This is a genomic window from Pantoea sp. Tr-811 (assembly GCF_011752535.1).
GTDB lineage: Bacteria > Pseudomonadota > Gammaproteobacteria > Pseudomonadales > Pseudomonadaceae > Aquipseudomonas.
In genome coordinates this window covers 168707-191671 of sequence record NZ_VWXJ01000008.1, presented here as the reverse complement: position 1 = coordinate 191671, position 22965 = coordinate 168707, and the positions used below count along the sequence as shown (strand labels likewise).

The window sequence follows — 22965 nt, the reverse complement described above, 5'->3', positions numbered from 1 at the left end:
TGCCCGCGAGTGGCCCACCCCAAAAACAATTCGAGACACAGCAATGCCAACTGCTATCCGCATCACTCCAACCCTGCTGCTGGCCTTGGCCAGCACGTCTGCCCTGGCCGAAGGCGACCTGCTCAACCGCAGCACCATGACCGGTGACTGGGGCGGCCTGCGCAGCCAGCTCGAAGCCGACGGTGTCAAGTTCACCGGCGACTACAGCGGCGAAACCGCCTACAACGCCCACGGCGGCCTGCACCGCTCGGCGCGCTATTCGCAAAACGTGAAACTGGGCGTGCAGTTCGACCTGTCGAAACTGTACGGCCTGGACAACGGCGGCAAGGTTCAGCTCACCATCAATGACCGCCGTGGCAACAGCGCCTCGGCAGACCTGGTGGGCAACCGCCTGCCAATCCAGGAAAACTACGGTGGCCTGTACACCCGCCTCACCGAGCTGAGCTACGAGCGCACCCTGTTCACCCCCGCACTCAACATCAAGCTCGGCTACATGGCCATGGGCAACGACCTCGGCGGCCTGGACAGCGGCATCCTGTGCAACTTCATGAACGCCGGTTTCTGCGGCCACCCGCTGAACATGTCCGGTGGCAGCGGCTGGACCAACTACCCCAACGCCCACCTGGGCATGCGCGTGAAGTACGACCTGTCGCCGTCCTGGCAGCTGCGCGTGGCGGCGTTCAACGTCGACCCGGAAAGCAACGGCAACTCCAGCCGCGCCTGGCACCTGGGACCCAAGCACACCACCGGCACCGTGGTGCCGGTCGAGCTGGTCTACAAGCTGCAGAGCGAGCTGCCGGGTGAATATAAGCTCGGCTACTACTACGACAGCTCCGACGTGAAGCGCATCGGTAGCGACAAGGAAGTGTCCGGCCGTGGCGGCCACTACCTGCTGGTCGACCAGGCCGTGTGGAATGACGCAGGTTCCCCAGGCCGTAGCCTGCACGCCTTCGGCCAATACTCGGCGTCGAGCGAGGCCGCCTCGCCGTTCACCAAGTGGTATGGCGCAGGCGTGGTGCTGTACAAGCCGTTCGAAGGCCGCCCACGCGACACCCTGGCGCTGGGCTATGGCCGCGCCGTGCCAAACCCGCGCAGCCGCGATGTGCTCGAAGATGCCGCGTTCAATGCCGGGCAGCAGTTCCCCAACATCGACAACGCCGAGCAGTTGATCGAGCTGAGCTATGGCTACCAGGCCACGCCGTGGCTGAACCTGCGCCCGGATGTGCAATACATCATCGAGCCAGGGGCGTTCTCTGGGAAGGATATCGACAACGCGCTGGTGGTGGGTCTGCAGGTTAAGGCTACTTTCTAAGTGGTTGGGGCCGCTTTGCGGCCCATTCGCGGGGCAAGCCCGCTCCTGTAGGAGCGGGCTTGCCCCGCGAAGCAGCCAACACGGTCACCCCCGCCTGAGGTATTCCACCAACCTCAGCAACATCGCATCACACCCCTGCAGCTGTTCGACACTGACGAACTCATCGGGCTTGTGCCCCTGGTCCATACTCCCCGGCCCGCACACCACGGTTGGAATCCCTGCCTGGTCGAACAACCCGCCTTCGGTGCCGAATGCCACCGTACCGAACGCATCCGAGCCACTGAGCAACGCCACCAGCCGCGCCGCCTCACTGTCAGCCGGCGTCGCCAACCCCGGGTATGCACTCAACGGTTTCAAGTGAATCGCACTACCGGCGTTGACCTTGCGCATGCGCGGCAGCAGTTCGGCCTCGGCATAGGTTTGCAACTGGTCCGCCACCGCCTGCGCCTCGAACCCAGGCAGCGCCCGCACTTCGAAATCGAACACGCACTCCTCGGGCACGATGTTCAGCGCCCTGCCCCCGTTGATCACGCCGGTCTGCACGGTGGAGAACGGCGGGTCGAAGCGTGCATCGTGGTGTTCAGGCTGCGCCAGTGCCTCACCAATGTCCCCCAGTTTGCCTATCAGTTTGGCGGCATACTCGATGGCATTGACCCCATACGGCGCATACGCCGAGTGGCACGCCGCGCCGTGCACTTCGCAGCGCATCGCCAGCTTGCCCTTGTGGCCGAGCACCGGCTTGAGTTCAGTGGGCTCGCCGATCAGGCACAGGCGCGGTTTGTGCGGGCGCTGCGCCAGCGCGGCCAGCATCGAACGCACGCCCAGGCAGCCGACTTCCTCATCAAAGGAAAACGCCAAGTGCACCGGCAAGCGCAAAGGCTGCGCGAGAAACGCAGGCACCGCCGCCAGAACCGAAGCGATGAAACCCTTCATGTCCGCCGTGCCGCGGCCATACAGGCGCCCGTCGCGCTCGGTCAGGGCGAACGGTGGCAGCGTCCAGGCCTGGCCGTCCACCGGCACCACGTCGGTGTGCCCAGACAGCACCACCCCACCCACATCCTGCGGGCCGATGGTGGCGAACAGGTTGGCCTTGGTGCCCTCCGGGTTGTGGAACAGCTCGCAAGGCACGCCCAGGCCGGCCAGGTAATCGCGAATGAAGCCGATCAGTTCCAGGTTGGAGTCGCGGCTTACCGTGGCAAAACCGATCAGCCGCTCCAGCAGCGCGCGGCTGCTGAACTCACTCATCGCCCGGCACCCCGTAGCTGGGTGCGGTGGTTGGGTCCAGGGCGCGGGTCACGTAATCCTGCATCTGCGGGCGATAGGCCTGCCATAGGCCATCGAGTACGCCGATCGGGTCCTCATCGGCCCAGTCCACCCGCAAGTCCACCAGCGGCCAGGTCAATTCGCCGGCGATCTTCAGCGCTGCCGAATGCACCGGCCCCGCTTCACCACCAGCCGCCATCGCCGCGTGCATGGCCGCCAACAGCCGATCCGCCAGGTGGCCACCGGCCTGTTCGAACGCCTGCACCATCGCCTCGATCACTGCCTGCGACGACAGCAGGTTACCGGCCGCCGCGCATTGCTCGCCCGCCACCGCGTTGTGCACGCCCAAGGCTTCCTTACCGGTGAACAGGGCCACCTGGCCCTGGCTGTCGATCACCGTCACCTGGCGGTATTCGCTCCAACCATTGGCGCTGAGCACGCGGTCCAGCGCCGCAGCAGGCGGCAACTGCCCCTGCTCCAGGGCATCGAGAATCTGTGGGCCGAGCGCCGGCAGGGTGATGTTCTGGGTGGCCACCGCGCCAACACCCGCCCGCACCCACGGGCAGCGGGCGCCCACGGCAATGCTCGACGAGCTGATGGCGATGCCGACCTGGCCAGTTTCCTGGCAGCGCCCGATGATGGAGAAGGTCATGGTGAAGCTCCTGTCGTTCTGTGCGATACGGCGCATTCTGGGCAGAACCTCCAAAGCCACGAAACCAACATTTTCCTGTGCCTTGGGCAGGAAAAAACTAAGGCCCCGAAAAGCCGCCGAATACGCCCCGAAACAGCCGCGCACCCCAGGTAAAGCGGGGCCTTCGCCGTTTTATCGGCAAGCCCCAGCTAAATACTATTTTCGCGAATTTCCGTGCATCCCTAGTCTGGCTCCAGGCAACGGCGGTCCTCCAAACCGACCTGACAAAAACCGCCTGAACAAGGGCTCGGACATGACACTGAACAACATCGAAATCGACACCCTCGTGGTCGGCGCCGGCCAGGCCGGCGTGGCCATGAGTGAACACCTGAGCAAGCTCGGCGTGCCGCACCTGGTGCTGGAGCGCAAGCGCATCGCCGAGGCCTGGCGCAGTGGCCGCTGGGATTCGCTGGTGGCCAACGGCCCGGTCTGGCACGACCGCTTCCCAGGGTTGGAATTCAACCTCGACGCCGACGCCTTCGCCGTCAAGGACCAGGTGGCCGACTACTTCGAGCAGTATGTGCGCAAGTACAACCTGCCGGTGCGCACCGGCATCGAGGTGAAGAAGGTGGTGCGCAACGCCGACCGCCCAGGCTTCACCATCGAAACCAACGAAGGCGTGATCCGCGCCAACCGCGTGGTAGCGGCCACCGGCCCGTTCCAGAAACCGGTGATCCCGGCCATCGCGCCAAAAGACCCAGGCCTGCACCAGATCCACTCCGCCGCTTACTTCAACCCGCAGCAGTTGCCCGAAGGCGCGGTGCTGGTGGTGGGTGCCGGTTCCTCTGGCGTGCAGATCGCCGAAGAACTGATGCGTGCCGGGCGCCAGGTGTACCTGTCGGTTGGCGCCCACGACCGCCCGCCACGGGCCTACCGCAACCGCGACTTCTGCTGGTGGCTGGGCGTGCTCGGCGAGTGGGACGCGGAAATCGCCAAGCCCGGCCGTGAACACGTGACCATCGCCGTCAGCGGCGCCCGTGGCGGCCACACCGTGGACTTCCGCGCCCTCGCCCACCAAGGCATGACCCTGGTTGGCCTGACCCAGTCGTTCGAAAACGGCGTGGCCCGCTTCCAGGACAACCTGGTGGACAACATCAACCGCGGCGACGAGAACTACCTGGCCCTGCTGGACGCTGCCGACGCCTACATCGAACGCAACGGCCTGGACCTGCCGCCAGAGCCCGAAGCACGCAAGCGCCTGGCTGACCCCGAGTGCATGGTCAACCCGCTGCAGCAACTGGACCTGGCCAAGGCCGGCGTCACCAGCATCATCTGGGCCACCGGCTACGGCGTGGACTTCAGCTGGCTGCAGGTCGACACCTTCGACGCCAACGGCAAGCCCCAGCACCAGCGCGGCGTCGCCCGGGAACCTGGCGTGTACTTCCTCGGCCTGCCGTGGCTGTCGCGCCGCGGCTCGTCGTTCATCTGGGGCGTGTGGCACGACGCCAAGCATGTCGCCGGCCACATTGCCACCCAGCGCACCTACCTGGCCTACCGTGATCGCGAGCAGCGCAGCGCGGATGAGCAAGACCAACCGATCAGCAACGTCAGCACCTTTGGAGCCCACTGATGCCTACCCATACCCGCATCCGCATGTTCAACACCAAGGAAACCTACCCCAACCAGACCCTGGACAACGACCTGTGCCAGGCCGTGCGGGCCGGTAACACCATCTACGTTCGCGGCCAGGTCGGCACCGACTTCGAAGGCAAGCTGGTGGGGCTGGGCGACCCGCGGGCCCAGGCCGAGCAGGCGATGAAGAACGTCAAGCAGCTGCTTGAAGAAGCCGGCTCCGACCTGTCGCACATCGTCAAGACCACCACCTACATCACCGACCCACGCTTCCGCGAGCCGGTGTACAAGGAGGTGGGCAAGTGGCTCAAGGGCGTGTTCCCGATTTCCACCGGGCTGGTGGTGGCCGGCTTGGCCCAGGCCGAATGGCTGATGGAGATCGATGTGATTGCGGTGGTGCCGGATCAGCAGTGATTTCTGGGCCCGGGGCTGCTTTGCAGCCCATTCGCGGGGCAAGCCCGCTCCTACACCCTTCCGTGTAGGAGCGGGCTTGCCCCGCGAAGCTTTTCAGAACTTGGCCAATTCCTCACGGCAAAACTCAACGAACAATTGCGCAGGTTTGGTCAGCTGCACCCGCTTCAAATGCGCCGCCGCCAGCCCCGACAACGCCACCGGCTCGGCAATGTCCAGCGTCACCAGCTTCTGCCCGTCGTAGGTGCATTCCGAATGCGGCTTGGTCACCAGCAGTGAAAACCCGAACCCCTGCCCCACCATCCCACGCACCATCTCGATCGATGGCGAACTGAAAACGATGTTCGGCGTCAGGCCCATTTCGTTGAACAGGCTGACGAAATACGTGCGGCTGGGCGCCACGTCCAGCAGAATCATCGGCTCCGGGCACAGGTCGCGCAGCGACACCTGGGCCTGGCCGGCAAAGCGATGCTTCTCGGGCAGCAGCACATAAGGCTTTTGCGGCGGCATCAAGGGCTCGGCCTCGATGGTGCCGTCCAGGTCGTGGTCATACAGGAACGCCAAGTCAAAGGTACCCGCCGTCAGGCCCTGAATCAGGTCCTGCTGTTCACCGTCGCGCAGGCGAATGTCCACACCGGGGTAGCGCTCGCGAAAGCCCGCGATCAGCCGCGGCAGGTACAGCGGCGCGACGGTTTCGAAGCAGCCAATGTCGATTTGCCCGGCGACGGTGTCGTTGTCGGCCAGGGCGTTTTGCTCGAATTCGTGGGCCATCTGCAGCAGCGACTTGGTCTTGGCGTAGAAACGCTTGCCACTGGGGGTCAGCGACACGCCCTGGGCATGGTGGCGGATGAACAGCTGCACACCGAAACTTTCTTCCAGGCTCTTGATCGCCGTGGAAATCGAAGGTTGGGCGATGTACAGCTGGCGCGACGCCTCGGCAACGCTGCCGGCCTCGACGGTGGTGACGAAGTATTTGAGTTGTCGCAGGGTGTAGGAAGCCACGGGCACCTCGTGGGCGCCGTTCGCGGGCGCCTTGGAATTTTCCTGCCACTTTACCTTGCTGGCCGGTTGGGCGATGAAGGATTTGCCTATGGCTTGAGCATAGTTTTCTGTTGCCTGTTCCGGCCCTTTCGCGGGGCAAGCCCATTCCTGTAGGAGCGGGCTTGCCCCGCGAAAGGGCCAGCACAGACACCCCCACACTCAATAACTGAAATCATGCCCCAACTGCCCCTGCATCCACTCCAAAAACCGCCTTACCCGGGGCAACTCTGCATGCCCCCGCGGAAACACCATGTGGTGGGCGCTGACCGGGCTCATCTGCTCGGCCCCGAACACCGGCACCAGGCGCCCCTGCGCCACATAGTCCTGGGACAGCAACGAGCTTTCCAAGGTAAACCCATAGCCATGGCTGGCGGCTTCAAGGCTCATGTACGACCGGTCGAAACTCAGCGCGAACGGCGCCTGGGGCAGCGACACCCCCTGCTGGGCAAACCACTGCGGCCACTGCACCAACGCTGACTCGGACAGAATCAGGTTCTGCCCCAGCAGGTCGGCAGGCTGCACGATCGGCTCACGCGCAAGCAAGGCCGGCGAAGCCAGTACCGTGGCGCGCTCATGGCGAATGGTGCGCACCTCAAGGCTTGGCCAGTTGGGGTAACCATGGCGGATGTCCACGTCAATCTGGTGGCGGCCAAAGTGCAATGCCTCGTAGGAACACGACAGGTTGATCTGGATATCCGGGTGGCTGGTGCGAAACCGCTCCAGCCGCGGCAATAACCACAGCAGGCCAAAGCTTGGAGAGGAATGCAGGCGCAAGCAGTCGAAACCAACCGCACTGCCGGCCCGCTCGGTGGCCGTGGCCAGGCTCTGCAAAATGCCAGACACCTCGCGCAAGTACTGCTCCCCCGCCGCCGTCAAGGTCACCCCCTTGGCCGTGCGCAGGAACAGCGGCCGGCCAATCAACGCCTCCAGGTTGGCAATCTGATGGCTGACCGCCGAGGGCGTGAGGTTCAACTGTTCGGCGGCGCGGGCGACGTTGCCGAAGCGCGCCGCCTGCTCGAAGGCCTGAATCGCTTTCAGCGGCGGCAGTTGCAAAGGCTTCTTGCCCAGGTCGAGATTCATCGCATTCCCTTGATGTCGCGGGCCTCGAACAGGGGTACACCCGGCCCGGTACTGAATTTTTTTCAGCATAGGCTGAAGCGCACTGCGTTGCCCAGCCCTCGCCCGGATACCAAGCTGTGCCCACAACAACAAGCAACCGGAGTACACCCATGCTACTCGAAGGTAAATTCGCAATCGTCACCGGCGCCGCCTCTGCCCGAGGCATCGGCCGCGCCACCGCCCAGGCCTTTGCCGCCCACGGCGCCAAGGTGGCCATCCTCGACCTCGACCTGCAGGCCGCCCGCGACGCCGCCGCGCAACTGGGCAGCGGCCACCTGGGCCTGGCTGCCAACGTCGCCGACGAAGCCCAGGTGCGCGACGCCGTGGCCCAGGTGCTGGCCCAGTTCGGCCGCATCGACGTGCTGGTCAACAACGCCGGCATCACCCAACCGGTAAAAACCCTGGACATCACCGGCAAGGACTACGACCGGATCCTCGACGTCAACCTGCGCGGCACCTTGTTGATGTCCCAAGCGGTGATCCCGAGCATGCGCGCCCAGCGCTCGGGCAGCATCATCTGCATGTCGTCGGTGTCGGCGCAGCGCGGCGGCGGCATCTTCGGCGGCCCGCACTACAGCGCCGCCAAGGCCGGCGTGCTTGGCCTGGGCAAGGCCATGGCACGTGAACTGGGCCCGGACAACGTGCGGGTCAATGCCATCACCCCCGGCCTGATCCACACCGACATCACCGGCGGCCTGATGCAGGACGAACGCCGCCACGCCATCATCGAAGGCATCCCCCTGGGCCGCCTGGGCGAGGCGCGCGATGTGGCCAATGCTGCGCTGTTCCTGGCCAGCGAGCTGTCCAGCTACCTCACCGGCATCACCCTGGACGTCAACGGGGGCATGCTGATTCACTGACACCGCTGCACCCCAAGGTTTCGCATCTGAGCCCCGCCACGGCGGGGCAATCGATAACAACAAGAGATCAGATCGACATGACCACCCTAGCCCTCGACGCGGCCACCGCCGCGCGCAGCAATGCCTATCGCAAGACGGCCTGGCGGCTGATGCCCTTTCTCATGCTCTGCTACCTGTGCGCCTACCTCGACCGGGTCAACGTCGGCTTCGCCAAGCTGCAGATGATGGACGACCTGGCCCTGTCCGAAGCGGTTTACGGCCTGGGCGCCGGGATGTTCTTCATCGGCTACTTCCTGTGCGAGGTGCCCAGCAACATCATCCTGCACAAGGTGGGCGCGCGGCGCTGGATCGCCCGCATCATGATCACCTGGGGGCTGATCTCGGCGCTGTTCGCCTTCGTCGAGACGGCCTGGCAATTCTACGTGCTGCGCTTTTTCCTGGGGGTTGCCGAGGCCGGCCTGGCGCCGGGCCTGCTGCTGTACCTGACCTACTGGTTCCCGTCGTACCGGCGGGCGAAGATGACCGCCTTGTGGTTCATCGCCATCCCACTCTCGGGCATGGTCGGCGGGCCACTGTCGGGCTGGATCATGGAGCGCTTCGCCGGAGTGCATGGCTGGGCGGGCTGGCAGTGGATGTTCCTGCTCGAAGCCGTGCCCACGGTGCTGGTGGGCTGCCTGGTGCTGAGCTACCTGAAGGACGGCGTGAACCAGGCGCATTGGCTCAATGACGAAGAAAAGGCCCTGGTGCGCAAGGAACTGGCCGAGGACGAACAGCACAAGGTGCAGCACGGGTCGGTGGCCGATTTCATCCGCGACCGGCGCCTGTGGCTGTTGGCTGGCATCTACTTCTGCGTGGTCATGGGCCAATACGCGATCACCTTCTGGCTGCCCACCCTGGTGCGCAACGCCGGGGTCGCCGACCCGCTGCACATCGGCCTGCTGACCAGCCTGCCCTACCTTTGCGCAATCGCCGCCATGCTGCTGGCCGGGCGCAGCGGCGACCGCCACCGCGAACGGCGCTGGCACCTGGCAGTGCCGATGCTGGCCGGCGCCCTGGGCCTGACCCTGGCCGCGCTGTTCGCCAGCCACCTGAGCCTGTCGATTCTCAGCCTGTGCCTGGCAGCCTCCGGCATTCTTGCCGCCTCCTCGTTGTTCTGGATGCTGCCAACCACCCTGCTCGGCGGCGTCTCGGCCGCTGCCGGCATCGCCGCGGTCAACAGCTTTGCCAACCTGGCCGGGTTCTGCTCGCCGTTTCTGATCGGCTGGGTCACCAGCACCCTGGGCAACAACGCCATCGGCATGTACCTGATTACCGCCGTGCTGGTATTCGGCGCGGGGCTGGTGTTCCGCGTACCGGCCAGCCTGGTCAACCGCTAATTCCCCAAGGAGTCACACGATGAACACCGTACCCGCTACAACGGGTGCGCGGCCCCTGGCTGCGCACGCCCACAACATCCGCCGCAATGCCCTGCGCATGGGCCAGGTCCAGGGCCAGGGCTACATCGGCCAGGCCCTGGGCGCCGCCGACCTGCTGGCGGTGGCCTACTTCCACGCCCTGCGGCTGGACCCAACCAACCCCGAGTGGGAGCAGCGCGACCGCTTCTACCTGTCCATCGGCCACTACGCCATTGCCCTGTACGCGGCGCTGATCGAGGCCGGCGTCATTGCCGAGGCGGAACTGGAAAGCTACGGCTGCGACGACAGCCGCCTGCCGATGTCCGGCATGGCCGCCTACACCCCCGGCATGGAAATCACCGGCGGCTCGCTCGGCCATGGCCTGGGCATCGCCGTGGGCGCCTGCCTTGGGCTCAAGCGCAAGGGCTCGGCCAGCTGGGTGTACAACCTGCTGTCCGATGGCGAGCTGAACGAAGGCTCGACCTGGGAGGCGGCGATGTCAGCCAGCCACTGGCAGCTGGACAACCTGATCGCGATCATCGACGTCAACAACCAGCAGGCCGACGGCCACTCCAGCGAAATCCTGGCCTTCGAGCCCATCGTCGAGCGCTGGCAGGCATTTGGCTGGTTCGTGCAGCGGGTCGACGGCAACGACCTCGATGCGCTGGTCCAGGCCTTCGACCAGGCCCGCGCCCACCGCGCTGCACAACCCCGGGTCATCATTTGCGACACCCGCATGGGCAAGGGCGTGCCCTTCCTGGAAAACCGCGACAAAACCCACTTCATCCGTGTCGACGAACACGAATGGGACCTCGCCCTGCAAGCACTGGACGCCGGGAGCCACGCATGAACAGCCAAACCGCCACGCCAAAACGCCTGACCACCTCGGCAATGATCGCCTCCATCGCCGCCGAAGGCCAAGCCACCCGCCCGGCACCGTTCGGCCATGCGCTGAGCGCGCTGGCCGAGCAGCGCCAGGACATCGTTGGCCTGAGCGCCGACCTGTCCAAGTACACCGACCTGCACATCTTCGCCAAGGCGCACCCCAAGCGGTTCTACCAGATGGGCATGGCCGAGCAGTTGCTGATGAGCGCTGCGGCCGGCATGGCCCGCGAAGGCTTCACCCCGTTCGCCACCACCTACGCGGTGTTCGCCTCGCGGCGCGCCTATGACTTCATCTGCATGGCCATTGCCGAGGAAAACCTCAACGTCAAGATCGTCTGCGCCCTGCCCGGCCTCACCACCGGCTACGGCCCCAGCCACCAGGCCACCGACGACCTGGCGATCATGCGTGCCATGCCCAACCTGATGGTGGTCGACCCTTGCGATGCGCTGGAAATCGAACAGGCGGTGCCCGCCATCGCCGCCCACCAGGGCCCGGTGTACATGCGCCTGCTGCGCGGCAACGTGCCGCTGGTGCTGGACCGCTACGACTACCGCTTCCAGCTGGGCAAGGCGCAGGTGGTGCGCCCGGGGCGCGACGTACTGGTGATCGCCAGCGGGCTGATGACCATGCGCGCGCTGGAGGCGGCCGAGCAGTTGCACAAGGACGGGGTGGATGTGTCGGTGCTGCACGTACCGACCATCAAGCCACTGGACGAAGCCACGCTGCTGGCCGAGGCACGCAAGCCCGGCCGGCTGGTGGTGACAGCGGAAAACCATTCCATCGTCGGCGGGCTGGGTGAAGCGGTGGCCGGTGTGCTGCTGCGCAATGGCGTGACCCCAACCTTCCGCCAAATCGCCCTGCCGGATGCCTTCCTCGATGCCGGCGCGCTACCGACCCTGCATGACCGCTATGGCATTTCCACCGAGGCGGTGGCGCGGCAGATCAAGGGCTGGTTGTAACCCCCTCACTCGAGGGTTACGTCATCCCTTGTAGGGCCGGGCTCGCCCCGCGAACACCGGCAACGCCGGTGCCAGGCACCGCCCCGTATCTTCACGGGCGGTGCCACGGCCCGCCACTGGTGAAATAGGCCAGAACGTCTTTACTGCAAGGTAACGACCCGCAGGAACGGTGTGCGCCTATGAAGATCGTTGTCACCAGCATCCTCGTCGACGACCAGGCCAAGGCCCTGGCCTTCTACCACTATGTGCTGGGGTTCATGCCCAAGCACGACATCCCCATGGGCCAGCACCGCTGGCTGACGCTGACCTCGCCCAGCGACCCCAACGGCGTGGAGCTGCTGCTCGAACCCGATGCGCACCCGGCCGCCAAGGTCTACAAGGCCGCCCTCAAGCAGGACGGCATTCCCGCCACCTCCTTCGGCGTGCGTGACATCCAGGCCGAGTTCACGCGCCTGTGCAAGGCCGGCGTGGTCTTTACCCAGGAACCCACCCTGCTTGGCCCGGTCACCGTCGCGGTGTTCGACGACACCTGCGGCAACTTGATCCAGATCGCCCAGAAGCACTGAACCGGCCTGTGGCAGCCAAGGCTGCCATTCGCTACATTGCAGCTGTACCCGTGCGCCACAACAAGGAAAACAGATGCGCCACGAATTCAGCGAAGTGCTCAACGACCTGGTCGACTATTTCCTGCTGGGCGATATCCAGCTGCTGGACCTTTTCAAGCACGAAAACCACCTCTGCGATGACCTGGCCTATGAGTTCACCCACAACGACAGCGGCGACAAGGCCGTGGCCGAAGGCGTGGTGGTGCCGCTGGCCGGGGTCGACAACCTGCCCTACCACATCCTGTTCACCCTCGACGGCCTGACGCCGGCACTGCTCGAACCTGGCAGCCGGCTCAAGCACCGGCGCAATGGTTACGTGCTGCGGGTCGAACACCGCGCGGTGATGCTGTACACCTGGCGTATTCTGCAGCACTTCACCAACAAGACCCTGGGCGACCTGCTGGCCCGCTACCAGGTGCCAGGGCGGCCGATCATCGAGCTGGACAACGGTTGGTATGACGTCGAGGTGCTGGCCGGTGCGCTGATCCGCGACGGGCTGTATGAGCCAGCGTTCGAATTCGTGATGAAAAAGCGCTGGAGCCGGGGCGAAGCCAAAGGGGTGGATACCGGCTACGCCTTCAGCCTGCGCGGATATTTCGATTAACAGATGGGCCTGGCAACCTGCATACCCCCCCCCCCCGTAGGAGCGACCGCAGGTCGCGATAGGCCCACCCTGCCTACCTCGACTCAGGCATGGTTGATATCCCGGTCCTTGGTTTCAGGCATGAAGAATATCCCCAACACTGCCGTCATCACCGCAATCACGATCGGGTACCACAACCCGTAATAGATGTCCCCGGTCGCCGCCACCATGGCAAACGCCACCGTCGGCAGGAAGCCGCCAAACCAGCCATTGCCAATGTGGTACGGCAGCGACATCGAGGTATAGCGGATGCGCGCCGGGAACAGTTCCACCAGCCAGGCGGCAATCGGCCCGTACACCATGGTCACGTAGATCACCAACAGGGTCAGCAGCAACAGCACCATCGGGTAGTGGATCTTCGCAGGGTCGGCTTTTTCCGGGTAGCCGGCCTCCTTCAGCGCGGTGCCCATGGTCGCGGTAAAGGCATCACCCTGGGTTTTCAAGTCGGCGGCAGCCAGGCTGCTGCCCTCGAAGCTTGGGATCACCCGCTCACCGATGCGCACCTGCGCCACACTGCCAGGCTCGGCAGCCTGGTTGGTGTAGGGAATCGCGCGCTTGGCCAGCAGGCTCTTGGCAATGTCGCAAGAGCTGGTGAATTTGGCCTTGCCCACCGGGTCGAACTGGAACGCGCATTGGCCGGGGTCAGCCACCACAACCACCGGGTTCTGCTCCTGGGCGACGAACACATCGGGGTTACCGTACTCGGTCAGGGCCTTGAAGATCGGGAAGTACGTCAGCGCGGCGATGATGCAACCTGCCATGATGATTTTCTTGCGGCCAATGCGGTCCGACAGGCTGCCGAAGAAGATGAAGAACGGTGTACCGATCAGCAGCGAACCTGCAATCAGCAGGTTGGCGGTCTGCGGGTCGATCTTGAGCATCTGCAACAGGAAGAACAGCGCATAGAACTGCCCGGTGTACCACACCACCGCCTGCCCGGCCGTGCCGCCAAGCAACGACATGATCACCACCTTGAGGTTGTCCCAGCGGGCGAACGACTCGGTCAACGGCGCCTTGGACGCCTTGCCTTCGGCCTTCATCTTCATGAACACCGGCGACTCGTTGAGCTGCATGCGGATATACACCGACACCGCCAGCAGCAGAATCGACAGCAGGAACGGCACACGCCAGCCCCAGTCTTCGAATACCTCGGTGCCCATGGCGGTGCGGCAGGCCAGGATCACCAGCAGCGACAGGAACAGGCCAAGGGTGGCCGTGGTCTGGATCCACGCAGTGAAGAAGCCGCGCCGCCCCTTGGGTGCATGCTCGGCCACATAAGTGGCCGCGCCGCCATATTCACCGCCCAGGGCCAGGCCCTGGAGCAGGCGCAGGGTAATCAGAATGACCGGCGCCGCCACCCCTATCGTTGCGTAGCTGGGCAGCAAGCCCACCACGGCGGTGGACACGCCCATGATGACGATGGTGATGAGGAAGGTGTACTTGCGCCCGATCATATCGCCCAGGCGGCCGAACACGATGGCGCCAAACGGCCGCACCGCAAAGCCTGCGGCAAAGGCCAGCAAGGCGAAGATGAACGAGGTGGTTTCATTGACGCCGGCAAAGAAATGCTTGGCAATGATCGCCGCCAGCGAGCCGTAGAGGTAGAAGTCGTACCACTCGAACACAGTGCCCAGCGAGGAGGCGAAGATGACCTTGCGCTCCTCCTTGGTGATGCCGCGTTGGGGCGCGCTACTGCCCGTTGATGCGCTGTCGAGAACCGCCATGGGTTGCCTCCGTCTTGTTGTTATCGCAGGCCGGAGTACCTCACACCCATTTCACCGTCGCACCCAGGCCCGAGGGCTAGCATTGGTTGCGCGAAGCACGACGAAGCGCACCACTTCGAATCGCAGCAAGGTAACCTGAAGCATAATCGGCTTTGCCGGGATATCCACTGGCCAGCACGCCGGCAATCCGGCCCAGGCACGCGAGGGATGCATGAACGCAGCAGCAAACGGCTGGCAGGGTGAACTGTGGTTGGGCATCGATCACGCGCTGCTGCTCGGCACACCCGGCAGCACCCACCCGCACGCCCACTACGCCCATCAGGTCATGGTCGGCCTTGGCGGCGACCTGCAGGCCTGCATCGGCGGGCAGTATCAGTGTGGGCCGGTGTTGCAGGTGGCCTCGCAGCAGGCCCATGCGCTGCTGGGCCATCAGTCGCCTTGCCTGACCCTGTTCGCCGAGCCGCTGGCCTTCACCCTGGACGACCTTGCCAAGGTAGGCCCAGCCCCTGGGGAGGCGCCCGAGCGGGTGATGCAGCGCCTGCGGCAATGGCCCAGGCGCGCACTGGACCCGCGCCTGAACGAGGCGTTGTCGCGCATCCGCGCCCTCGACGAGCAACGCTTGCCCGCCCGGCAACTGGCAGACGCCGCCGCCCTGTCACTCAGCCAGCTCGAACGGCTGTTCAGCGCCGAACTGCACACCTCGGTGCGCCGGCTGGTGCTGTGGCAACGCTTGCGCCTGGCGCTGCACGCGGCGCTGGATGGCGCCAGCCTCACCGTTGCCGCCCATGCAGCCGGCTTTGCCGATTCCGCGCACCTGTCGCGCAGCGTGCGCAAGCAATTCGGCCTGCGCGCCAGCGACCTGCTGGGCCGCTTACGGCTCCATCCGTTCGCCTAACGCCTGGCGCAGCGGCGCCGGCAGCGGCGCTGGCGGCGTCGGCTGGCCTGGGCGCCAGGGCTCGCGCAACTGGGCCAGGTAAGCCACGGGATAGTCCGGGCGGTCACCGATGCCCACGTCATCGTCTGCCAGCGCATAGCCAGGCAAATACAGGGCCGTGCCCAACAGGCGGTCCCACAGCGGCAGGAACAAGGCGAAATTCACATCGCCGGTGCGCCCGTACTTGAAGTGGTGCAGGCGATGCACCGGCGCCCAGGCGAAAACATGGCGCAGCCAGCCGATACGCATGTCGACATTGCTGTGCTGCAACAGCAACTGGATTGACACGCTGAAGGCCAGCAACATCGCCACGTCCTGGGGCAGGCCAAGCAATAGCAGCGCAAAGGTGCCGCCGAGGGTTTCCAGCACCTGGTGCAGGGGGTGCTTCATCAACCCGTTGAAACCATAAAGCCGAGTGACACTATGGTGCACCGCATGCAAGCGCCACAGGGCTGCGCTGCGATGGCTGGCGTAATGCACCAGGGTGATACCGAGGTCGGCGAGGACGATGGCCAGCAGCAGTTGCAGCGCCAACGGCCAATGCCCAGGCCACAGCCCGGTCGCTGGCAGCCAACTGGCCAGCAGCGGGATGCAGGCGATGCTGGCCATGTTCAGGCTTTCGTTGACCAGGGCATGGCAAAGGTCGCGCGGGCCCTGATCGCGGTGCTGGTTCCAGGCGGGTTTGTAGGGCATCAGGGCTTCACCCAGGCGGGACGACAATATGGCGGCGAGCAACAGCGCCAGCAACCACAATGGGTTGTGCTGGTGGCCGACCAGCCACAGGGCCAGGGCGATGTAGCCGAAAAAGAACAGGGGGGCATAAATCAGGCGCATGGGGTGGCTCCTAGGGAACGAGAGCCGCCAGTGTTGGACCATCCGCTGCGCCTGCGCTTGAACGAACGGCGCAGATACCGGGTGCGCCTACCAGACCGCATCGCGAGCTGCGCTCGCTCCTACGGGTTTGTGCGGGCATGGTAGGAGCGAGCGCAGCTCGCGATGCGATCTCAAATCAAACCGGCCCCTTCAGCTCCACCTGGTTACCATCCGGGTCATAACAATACAGCGACAACCCTTCCCCCTCAGCGCCATAGCGCTTTTCAGCCGGTTCCACCATCACCCCTGCCGCCCGCAAATAAGCCGCCAACGCCTGTTCATCAAAAGGCTCGATGCGCAGGCAAAAGTGATGCAGGTTACGCCCTTGCACCCCCGCCCCCGCACCACCCGGCCGCCCCAACGGCCCGTCGAGGGTCACCAGGTCGATCATCGCCGTGCCGGTCGCCAGGTGCACCATGCCCAAGTCAGGCCGTTCACGGCTGACCGTGCAGCCCAGTAGGTCGCGGTAGAAGGCGATGCTGCGTTGCAAGTCACTGACGCGCAACACCAGGTGGTCGATGTGCTGGATGGCGAACGGGCGCATGCCAAGTCTCCTGTGGCCAAGCGTGGAGGTGACTGTCACCATAGCCCAGCACCCGCCACCCCGGCCATCACCCGCTACTCGTTGACCGCGCGCTGCAACAGCCCACCCTCATGGCGGGCCAGAATCCGCAGAATCTGGTCGACCAGCGCCCGGTCCGGCGCCTCCAGGTGAAAATGGTGCCCGCCCGGGTGCCAAGACACCTTGGTCTGGGCCGGCAACGCCTCCTGGCGCGAGACGAAACCGTCGCCGGCAAATGCCCCCTGCCGGCCAAACATCAGGTACAGCGGGCAGCGGATTTCCCGCAGCAGGTCACAGGCCTCGCGTTCGGTCAGCGGCATGGGTTCGGGCAGCACTAGGCGCGGGTCGTGCCGCCAGCAGTAGCCGTCGGCCAGTTGCAGCAGGTCGCGCAAGGCCAGCACCCGGGCCGCGTCTTCGCTCAATTCACCGTCCAGGCGTTTGCGCCGCTGCTCCAAGGCCGTTTCAAGGCTGTCGAAGCGCCCGCCGCCTGGCTCGGCGAAGCCATGCAACTGGCTGCGCTGGACCATGCGCTTGAGCCGATAAGCACGCGCCAGGTGCTGCACGCGATCATCCTCGGCCACGGTGAACGGTGCGCCCATGCCGTCGAGGAAGGTCATGCTGGCGATGCCGCTGGTCATCGCCGCCAGCAGCGATGCCACGCCGCTGCCCATGCCATGGGCCAGCACGTGAAACTGCGCAAGACCCAGGCTGTCGGCCACCGCGAGCATGTCTTCGGCATGCTCCCACAGGTAGTAACCGCTGTCGTGGCGGCGGTGGTCGGAACGGCCGTGGCCGACCAGGTCCGGGGCAACCACGAAACAGCCATCGAGCATGGGTGCCAGGCGCTCGAAGCTGGCGGCGTTGTCCAGCCAACCATGCAGCGCCAATACCGGTATGCCACCTTCGTCGCCCCAGCAGCGCACGGCAATCTCGATGCCATTGAGGTCGAGCAGATGGTCCTTGGGTGTGGATGATGAACGCATGGATACCTTCCTGATTGGTGGCCAGAGGGGTGTGCCGTTACGCCCCCGGCCGGGCCCGCAAGAAATTCCGACGCCCTACCTTCGCGCGATGGGCAGTGTCACGATGCTCCGTGACCGACACAGGCGTAGGCGACACCGACGCCCCAGTGCTACCTATCTACCCCGGGGCCCGGGGTTGGCGCGTGTCCAATGGGCGCTTTGCGCTGACGGAGCCCTGCCATGCACCCACCCCTGCCTTTTCACACCCAGCAACTGGCCCGCACACTACCGCCATGGTCCCGGCACCTGGCACGCCCCTCGGTCGAACAGATCCTGGCCACCCAGCGCCCCGAGCATGTGCAGGGCGACGGGCAACCCTGCCCCTGGTACCGCGACGCCAGCGACGCCCAGCGCCAGGCACTGCACGCCGCCATCGGCCAACGCGACAGCAGCAGCCAGGCGCTGCACCGCGCCCTGAAATCGCTCAAGGGCATTAGCGAATTCTGCCAGCCACTGCTGGCGCAACGGCTGGCGATCACCGCCACCGTCGATGAAGCAGTGTTTTTTTCCAACCGTTCAAGCAGCGCCCCGGCGTGGATGTGGGCATTGAAAGTGGCATCGGTGCGCTCCCCGGCCCCACCCACTTCGAGTACGACCCCAGCGGTACACCGCGCAAGGTCACCCTGCTGGAGGCCGCCCTGCACAACTTCACCCACACCGCGGAGGCCGGCCCCTACAGCCAACTGCACCAGGGCAAGACTGACAGCACCCCAATGGTGGGGCTCAGCGTGCCGGAATTCATCGACACCTGCCGCGAACTGGACCTGGGCCAGCAGTACCAGGGCCACCTCGCCGCATGCTACGACGGTGCGGACAAGCACCGGCTGGAAACCCTCTGGTGCCAGGCATCGAAGGATGCGTTACAGGTACAGGCCCATATCGCCGCCCTGCGCGGCAGGCTTGGCGCGCCTGGCCTGGCCGCCATCGGGCAGCTCTGCACGCAACAGCAGGCCCCCCAGTACGACGGTGCACCGCTTGGCTGCTGGCGCCTGGACCTGTTCGGCACACCGCTGCACGAAGTGCTGGTGATCGGCCCAAACCACGGCAGCCAAACGAACCCCTGCATCCTGTACATTCCTGGCGCACCCGATGCTCCACTGCAGGAATATGCCTCGGCCAGCGCAGCCGCCGCGGCCCTGGCACTGCGCATGCAGCACGAGCCCCTGCTGCAGTGCATGCTGCGCTTCGCCCCCCAGGCCTTGCAGGCTGGCCTGGCCAAGCGTGTGCGCGAGCACCTGTTCGACCGCCCGCAACCGCCCAGCGTGCCACCCGAACTGCCCAAGCCCAACCCTCGCCTGTTGTTCAAGGCCACGCCGCTGCCGGTTCTGCCATGGCCCAGGCTGTACGCCGCCCATGTGGCCAGGCTCAAGGCCGATGCCGCCACCCTGGCAGTGCCAACCGCTGACGTCGACGCCAAGGCACGGGTCGAGCTGTTCGAACACATCGCCTCGCTGGGACTGGACCTGGCCAACGTCGCCGCGCTGTTCATTCCGGGGCTGAACACCGTGATGCTGGCCGTGGGCGCGGCGCAGCTCATGGAAAGCGTGTTCCACGGTATCGAGGCCTGGGAACAGGAGGACAAGGCCCAGGCGGCAGCCCAGCTGGAATCGGTGTTGCTCAACATTGCCTTGATGGGCGCGGTGGCCGGCGGTGCGGCGCTGCTCAAGCAATCGCGTTTCGTCGATTCGCTGCTACGCATCGAACACGCAGGCGGCGAACGCTTGTGGCACCCCGATGTGCACGGTTACGCCTCGCCTTTAACACTACCTGAAACACTGCAAGCCAACACAAGCGGCCAACTGCTGCACGAAGGCCGCCACTACGTTCGGCTGGACGGCCAACTGTACGAGCAAACCCAAGGCGCCGACGGCCAATGGCGGCTCGAACACCCGCGCGACCCCGAGGCCTACCGCCCGGTGATGCGCCCCATCGCCGGGGGCGCCTGGCGCATCGAGGGCGAGCAACCGCTGGACTGGCCGCGCGAGCAACTGCTCCAGCGCCTGGGCGCCGACGCCGAAGCCCTTGAGCAGGCCGACCTGGACGCCGCGCTGCGCTGCACCGGCCTGGACGAAGATGCCTTGCGCCACGCCCACGTCAGCGAAACCGGTACCCCGCCGCTGCTGGCCGATGCCCTGAAGCGCCTGCGTATCGACCAGGAAACCAGCGAGCTGATCAACAACGTGCGCCACGGCCGGTCGGTGGCCGCGTACAAGCACTATGCCCTGCCCGCCCTGGTGGAACTGCCCGGCTGGCCCCAGGACCACGTGATCGAGCTGTTCCAAGGCCCTGAGCCGTGGGGAGCATCGACGCTCTACGGGCAACACCAGCAACCGGGCGCGGTGGTGATCGCCCTCACCCGCACCGAACTGGAGCAAGGCAAGCTGAGCCAGGCCGTCTTGCAACAGCTCGATGATGCAAACGCCCATGCCTTGGTACCCGAAGGGGTGGCGCCAGCGGCCCGCGCCAGCGCGCTGGACGCCAAGCTCGCCAATACCCTCAGCGATCGCCGCGCCGCCCTGTTCGACAGTTTGATGAGCAGCAGCCAGCCGCCCCTGGGCGATGCGGCGCGGGTCATCAAGCGCCAATTCACCAGCCTGCCAAACCCCGCGTTGGACGCCCTGCTCGCCCACGCCAGCCCCGCCGAACACCTGCGCCTGGCCGCCGGGCGCGTGCCGCTGCGCCTCGCCGAAGAAGCGCGCAGGCTGCAGGCCCAGGTACGCCTGGACCGCGCGTTGCTGGGCCTGTATCGGCCCAGCTTGGCCAACGCCGACAGCCATGTGCTGAGCACCGCCCTGCAGGCCAGGCATCCCAACGCCAGCGCCGCACAACGGTTGCAAACGGCGCTGACAGACCGCACCCAAAGCGCGAGCTTGCTCGGCCAGCAACCCATCCGCCCAGGGTACCGCTCGCCCCTGCGCCTGGCCGATGGTCGCCATGGCTACCCCCTCAGCGGCCGCGGCAGGTGGCGGGAGTGGGTAAGGCTTGGCACCACCCGCCACGAAGAACGCAGGCTGCAGGAACTCTACCCGTCGCTGGACGCCCCGCAACGCCGCGCGCTGCTCGACGCCCTGCGTCAGCGCGGCGACATTGGCGAGCAGATTCGCCACCTGCAACGCGAACGCGCCGAGTTGCAGGGCCATCTGCAAGCCTGGGCCGATGAGGCTCAGGGCGACGCCCGGGAACATCGCCTGCGTTTCCAGCAAGCGGTCAACCGCGCGGCGCGGCGCGACGAAGGCGCTGTGCTGACGCTCCAGCACATGACACTGGAGCATCTGCCGGCGCTACCGGCACGCCTGGACCACATCACCTCGCTGAACGTGCAAGGGCTGAACCTGCAAACCCTGTCGCCTGTGTTTCTACAGAGCTTCCCGCACCTGGAGCGCCTGCGCCTGTCGCGCAACCCGGCCCTGCAACCCGGCTCGCTGTTCCAGGCGTTACGCCATGCGCCGCAGTTGCGCGCGCTGGAAGTGGCGGGTAGCTCACTGGGGGCCCTGGACGACGCCGGGCGTGAAGCGCTGGCCAGCCTGCGCAGGCTGCGTGAACTGCGCTTGAGCGATGCCGAACTGACGCTGGCCGCCCCCGACCTGCAGGCGATCGCGGCCCTGCCGCTGGAGCACCTGCACCTGAGCAACAACGCCATCACCCTGACCGCGGACAGCGCTGCGCAGTTTGGCCAGATGACCCGCCTGGTGGCATTGAACCTGTCGCACAACCCGCTGGGCATCCCGCCCGCCCTCGCCCGCCTGCACCACCTGCAAACCCTGGAACTCGATACCTGCGCGCTGCAAGCCTGGCCAGAGGGCTTGACCGAGCTGATGAATCGGCCCGATTACGCCCTGCGCAACATCCAGCTAAGCGAAAACGCCATTCACCGCCTGCCAACGCTCGAAGACATCCTCGCCAGCGCCTATGCGCAAAACCTGCTGAGCGCACATGGGCAGAACTGGGAGTTTCACTTCAACCGACTGGAGCCAGAGCAAACCCGCCAGCTCCGCGCCATTGGCGTAGGCGTAGTCGAACATGCCGATTTCCTGCCCGAGGCCACTGCCGTCGACTGGCGTGCCGCCGCCAGCACCGAGCGCCAACAGGTGTGGGATGAGCTGTTCGACGCAGGCAACAACCGCGAGCTGCGCGAAGTGGTGGAGCGCGTCGGCCGCTCGGCGCAGGCCCTGCACAACCAGCCATCGCTGGGCACCCAGGTGTGGCGGCTGCTGGAAGCGGCCAGCGAAGACCTGCGCCTGCGCGAACGCCTGAACGAAGTGGCCGGTGAGTTCCCGCCGTCGTGCGGCGATGCCGGCGCCGATGGCTTCAGCACCCTGGAAATCGAACTGTTGGCCTTCCGTGAAAGCCGCCAGGCCAATATCCCGGGCCCCTACCTGTTCCAGTTCTACCAGCGCCTGTTCCGCCGCGAGCAGGTCAACCTGCTGGCAGCCCGTATCCATGCCGCGCGCCTGGCTCGGCAACGCGCCTTGCTCGACTGGCTGGAGCAAACCCCGGAAAGCCGGCCACAGTTCCCGGAGTTGCCGGCGCTGGACGAACTGGATGACATCAGCCTCATGGACCTTGAGCAAGGTGGCGTGGATGACATCGAAATCCGCCTGGCCCTGCGCCAATCCCTGGCCGAGCCGCTGGCGTTTCCGGAGCCAAGCCAGGACATGCTCTACCGCGATGCCGCCCGCATCAGCAGCCTGACCATCGACCACGTGGAGGATACGGTACGGGCGCGCGATGAAGCCCCACGCCTACGGCGGGCATGGATTGCCGGGCAGCCGAGCTGGCGGCGCTTTCTTCGGGTACGCTTCGCAACGCGCTTCTCCGACCTGGATGCGCGCTGGTACCAAGGCATGACCTACCTGGACTTCTGCCTCGACCCACAAGGTGAAGCGGTCAGCAGCCTCGACAGCCGGGTACGCGAGGCCCTGGCCGAGGTGCTGCCGGCGCCGCTACTGGACGACAGCGGTAACCTGCAGCGGATGCCCCTCAACAGCCAGCAGTACGAGCAGGCGCTCAAGCGCCTGATGAGCGAGCGTCAGGCCGAGTTGGAAGCGCTATACGCCCGCCTCACCCGGCAACAGGACCCCAACGACTGAGCCG

Annotated in this window: 20 protein-coding genes; 11 read left to right on the top strand and 9 right to left on the bottom strand. The window is 65.7% G+C overall.

The annotated features are described in order from the left end of the window. Nucleotides 1-43: 43 nt before the first annotated feature. Nucleotides 44-1312 carry a carbohydrate porin gene (locus F3J44_RS14375; RefSeq protein WP_167273457.1) on the top strand — a complete coding sequence of 423 codons (1269 nt, stop codon included), beginning with the start codon at nt 44-46 and terminating at the stop codon, nt 1310-1312. Nucleotides 1313-1396: 84 nt separating this feature from the next. On the opposite strand, the gene argE is transcribed toward F3J44_RS14375, so the two are convergent. Beyond that, the gene (gene argE / locus F3J44_RS14370) at nt 1397-2557 is read right to left on the bottom strand and encodes an acetylornithine deacetylase (RefSeq protein ID WP_167273454.1); all 1161 of its coding nucleotides are present in this window, start codon (nt 2555-2557) and stop codon (nt 1397-1399) included. After that, nucleotides 2550-3227 carry a DUF1028 domain-containing protein gene (locus F3J44_RS14365; protein WP_167057158.1) on the bottom strand — a complete coding sequence of 226 codons (678 nt, stop codon included), beginning with the start codon at nt 3225-3227 and terminating at the stop codon, nt 2550-2552. Before F3J44_RS14365 ends, argE begins: the two co-directional genes overlap by 8 nt. A 292-nt stretch (nt 3228-3519) precedes the next feature. Between F3J44_RS14365 and F3J44_RS14360 the strand changes: the two genes are divergently transcribed. Continuing rightward, nucleotides 3520-4836 carry an NAD(P)/FAD-dependent oxidoreductase gene (locus F3J44_RS14360; protein WP_167273452.1) on the top strand — a complete coding sequence of 439 codons (1317 nt, stop codon included), beginning with the start codon at nt 3520-3522 and terminating at the stop codon, nt 4834-4836. Further along, nucleotides 4836-5252 (top strand): RidA family protein, encoded by a 417-nt coding sequence (locus F3J44_RS14355; protein ID WP_167057164.1) that lies wholly within the window; start codon nt 4836-4838, stop codon nt 5250-5252. Before F3J44_RS14360 ends, F3J44_RS14355 begins: the two co-directional genes overlap by 1 nt. Nucleotides 5253-5345: 93 nt before the next feature. Here the strand turns inward: F3J44_RS14355 and F3J44_RS14350 are convergent, their stop codons facing one another. Further along, on the bottom strand, nt 5346-6251 hold the full coding sequence (locus F3J44_RS14350) for a LysR family transcriptional regulator (RefSeq protein ID WP_167057167.1): 906 nt from the start codon (nt 6249-6251) through the stop codon (nt 5346-5348). A gap of 198 nt (nt 6252-6449) precedes the next feature. Continuing rightward, nucleotides 6450-7370 (bottom strand): LysR substrate-binding domain-containing protein, encoded by a 921-nt coding sequence (locus F3J44_RS14345; RefSeq protein WP_167057170.1) that lies wholly within the window; start codon nt 7368-7370, stop codon nt 6450-6452. A 149-nt stretch (nt 7371-7519) separates the two neighbouring features. Here F3J44_RS14345 and F3J44_RS14340 point away from each other — a divergent pair, with 149 nt between their 5' ends. The 6 genes from F3J44_RS14340 to F3J44_RS14315 all read left to right on the top strand — a co-directional run bounded on the left by F3J44_RS14340 (nt 7520) and on the right by F3J44_RS14315 (nt 12717). Next, nucleotides 7520-8269 (top strand): SDR family NAD(P)-dependent oxidoreductase, encoded by a 750-nt coding sequence (locus F3J44_RS14340; protein ID WP_167273449.1) that lies wholly within the window; start codon nt 7520-7522, stop codon nt 8267-8269. Between the two features lie 77 nt (nt 8270-8346). Further along, nucleotides 8347-9645, top strand: coding sequence for an MFS transporter (locus F3J44_RS14335; protein ID WP_167057176.1), 1299 nt, complete (start codon nt 8347-8349; stop codon nt 9643-9645). Nucleotides 9646-9664: 19 nt separating this feature from the next. Next, entirely contained in the window at nt 9665-10513 is an 849-nt protein-coding gene (locus tag F3J44_RS14330) for a transketolase (RefSeq protein ID WP_167273446.1), read from the top strand. Continuing rightward, complete coding sequence (locus F3J44_RS14325; RefSeq protein WP_167057182.1) at nt 10510-11508, top strand: transketolase family protein; 999 nt, start codon at nt 10510-10512, stop codon at nt 11506-11508. The genes F3J44_RS14330 and F3J44_RS14325 overlap by 4 nt, the downstream gene beginning before the upstream one ends. A 179-nt stretch (nt 11509-11687) precedes the next feature. Continuing rightward, the gene (locus tag F3J44_RS14320) at nt 11688-12074 is read left to right on the top strand and encodes a VOC family protein (protein ID WP_167057185.1); all 387 of its coding nucleotides are present in this window, start codon (nt 11688-11690) and stop codon (nt 12072-12074) included. Between the two features lie 73 nt (nt 12075-12147). Then, entirely contained in the window at nt 12148-12717 is a 570-nt protein-coding gene (locus tag F3J44_RS14315) for a hypothetical protein (protein ID WP_167273444.1), read from the top strand. Nucleotides 12718-12800: 83 nt separating this feature from the next. Here the strand turns inward: F3J44_RS14315 and F3J44_RS14310 are convergent, their stop codons facing one another. Beyond that, nucleotides 12801-14480, bottom strand: a complete 1680-nt coding sequence (locus tag F3J44_RS14310) for an MFS transporter (RefSeq protein WP_167057192.1) — start codon at nt 14478-14480, stop codon at nt 12801-12803. A 211-nt stretch (nt 14481-14691) separates the two neighbouring features. Here F3J44_RS14310 and F3J44_RS14305 point away from each other — a divergent pair, with 211 nt between their 5' ends. Further along, nucleotides 14692-15375, top strand: coding sequence for a helix-turn-helix domain-containing protein (locus tag F3J44_RS14305; protein ID WP_167273441.1), 684 nt, complete (start codon nt 14692-14694; stop codon nt 15373-15375). On the opposite strand, the gene F3J44_RS14300 is transcribed toward F3J44_RS14305, so the two are convergent. From F3J44_RS14300 to F3J44_RS14285, 4 genes are all read right to left on the bottom strand, one after another. Then, nucleotides 15352-16248, bottom strand: coding sequence for a sterol desaturase family protein (locus tag F3J44_RS14300; RefSeq protein WP_167273440.1), 897 nt, complete (start codon nt 16246-16248; stop codon nt 15352-15354). The two genes, F3J44_RS14305 and F3J44_RS14300, sit on opposite strands and share 24 nt — an antisense overlap. A 175-nt stretch (nt 16249-16423) precedes the next feature. Next, on the bottom strand, nt 16424-16831 hold the full coding sequence (locus F3J44_RS14295) for a VOC family protein (protein ID WP_167273439.1): 408 nt from the start codon (nt 16829-16831) through the stop codon (nt 16424-16426). Nucleotides 16832-16905: 74 nt separating this feature from the next. Beyond that, nucleotides 16906-17832, bottom strand: a complete 927-nt coding sequence (locus F3J44_RS14290; RefSeq protein ID WP_167273437.1) for an alpha/beta fold hydrolase — start codon at nt 17830-17832, stop codon at nt 16906-16908. A 264-nt stretch (nt 17833-18096) separates the two neighbouring features. Then, nucleotides 18097-18336: a hypothetical protein gene (locus F3J44_RS14285; RefSeq protein WP_167273434.1), complete on the bottom strand. Its 240-nt coding sequence runs from the start codon at nt 18334-18336 to the stop codon at nt 18097-18099. Nucleotides 18337-18404: 68 nt separating this feature from the next. Between F3J44_RS14285 and F3J44_RS30375 the strand changes: the two genes are divergently transcribed. Further along, the gene (locus F3J44_RS30375; RefSeq protein WP_167273426.1) at nt 18405-22961 is read left to right on the top strand and encodes a dermonecrotic toxin domain-containing protein; all 4557 of its coding nucleotides are present in this window, start codon (nt 18405-18407) and stop codon (nt 22959-22961) included. Nucleotides 22962-22965 lie beyond the last annotated feature (4 nt).